Raw genomic sequence first — 1,391 nt, 5'->3', positions numbered from 1 at the left:
GCGCATGGCCGGGGTACCAGTCCTTCGGCGGGTGGATGGCGAGCGGGGCGACCGGCAGAGGGTCGGGAGGGCCGTATTATCTCCTCTCTTTCCTCAGGGAGCAGGCGAGGACCTCCCTCTGACCCCCAACGTTTTTCCTCTCCCCCCTCCCATCCCCGCTCATGGCAGGTCATGGCAGGCGCTGGTCTCTTCCCGACCTCGAGGCGGCGGTACGGTGGTGCGAGGAGAGGAACCGCCAGGGCATCACCTGCAGTATCAGCCCCCCTGGCGAGTACGTGCAGGACCGCGACGCCGCCTGGGAAGCCGCATCCGGGTGCCGTGCCGCTGTCAGGGCGGTCGAGGCGCACGCCCTCGACGCCTCGGTCGCGTTGAAACTCTCCGCTCTTGGTGCGGTCTTCGACAGGGACGGGTGCACGGCGCACCTTGGACGCATCATGGACGAGGCGAAGAGGCGGGGTGTCAGGGTGGAGATCGATATGGAGGGGCGAAACCTTGTCGATTTCACCCTTGCGGCGACAGGACGCATGGCCGGGGAGGGGCACCGGTTGACCCTGGCCGTCCAGGCCTATCTCCAGAGGACAGCCGACGACCTCAGGGCGATGGAGGCGGCCGGGATCAGGCCAAGGCTCGTCAAGGGGGCATACCTCGGCGACACCCGCAACTTCGGGTTGATCCAGAGGCAGTTCCATGACCCCGACCTGGTGGCGTGGCTGACCGCACACGCGGAGAGCCGCAACCTGGTGGAGTTCGGTTTCCTGATGGGCCTTGCTGACCTGACCAAGAGGGCGATGGCCGACGAAGGCTGGAAAGTCCTGGAGTACGTGCCATATGGCCGGAGAAGGTCGATATATGAGGCGCGGCGGGCTCAGTACCTCAACCGCCTCCGCGACCTCGGCCGGTCGCCCCTCCCCTGACTCACCACCACTGTGTCTGTGCGAGGGGTGCGATGAGTGAGGGGTCGTCGTTTGCCGGGTCGTTGACCCTGCTCCCCACCGCCGTGGAGGTCATCACCTCCGCAGGGACAGGCCCGAGGAGTCCGGCCGGGTCGTCCCCGGCAAGCCATGCCACCTCCCTCTCCCGCCCCAGCACGGCGGGCATACGGGAGTGGACCTGCGCCACGAGAGTGTTTGCGGCCGTCGTGACGATGACAAAAGATCCCCTCTCATGGAGTCCCACTCGTAGAAGCCGGTGGCCGGGACAAGGCACCGACCGCCGTTGAGGAGGCGGGAAAAGGTCGGCCTTCCTGCGAGGTCGCCGGCGCGGGCATTAATGATCAGGGGCGTGCCCGGCAACCCCCAGCGGGCAGGGAGGATACGCCGCTTCCCGTCCCCCGCAACGACGGGGAAGACCTGGCCGGGTGCAGTATTGTAACGCGGCCTTCTGAGGAACTC

Annotated in this window: 2 protein-coding genes; one reads left to right on the top strand and one right to left on the bottom strand. The window is 67.1% G+C overall.

The features are described from left to right. The first annotated feature begins 161 nt into the window (after positions 1-161). Positions 162-914 carry a proline dehydrogenase family protein gene (locus tag Q0520_RS00380; RefSeq protein WP_298665204.1) on the top strand — a complete coding sequence of 251 codons (753 nt, stop codon included), beginning with the start codon at positions 162-164 and terminating at the stop codon, positions 912-914. Between the two features lies 1 nt (position 915). Here the strand turns inward: Q0520_RS00380 and Q0520_RS00375 are convergent, their stop codons facing one another. Next, complete coding sequence (locus tag Q0520_RS00375; RefSeq protein ID WP_298665201.1) at positions 916-1,176, bottom strand: SOS response-associated peptidase family protein; 261 nt, start codon at positions 1,174-1,176, stop codon at positions 916-918. Positions 1,177-1,391 lie beyond the last annotated feature (215 nt).

This window comes from uncultured Methanofollis sp. (assembly GCF_937919355.1).
Taxonomy (GTDB): domain Archaea; phylum Halobacteriota; class Methanomicrobia; order Methanomicrobiales; family Methanofollaceae; genus Methanofollis.
The sequence above is the reverse complement of the archived record's forward strand: the minus strand, read 5'-3'. Positions and strand labels throughout refer to the sequence as shown.

Coding starts and splice junctions, on each gene's coding strand:
- Q0520_RS00380 (WP_298665204.1), top strand. CDS start 162: ATGGCAGGTCATGGCAGGCGCTGGTCTCTTCCCGACCTCGAGGCGGCG.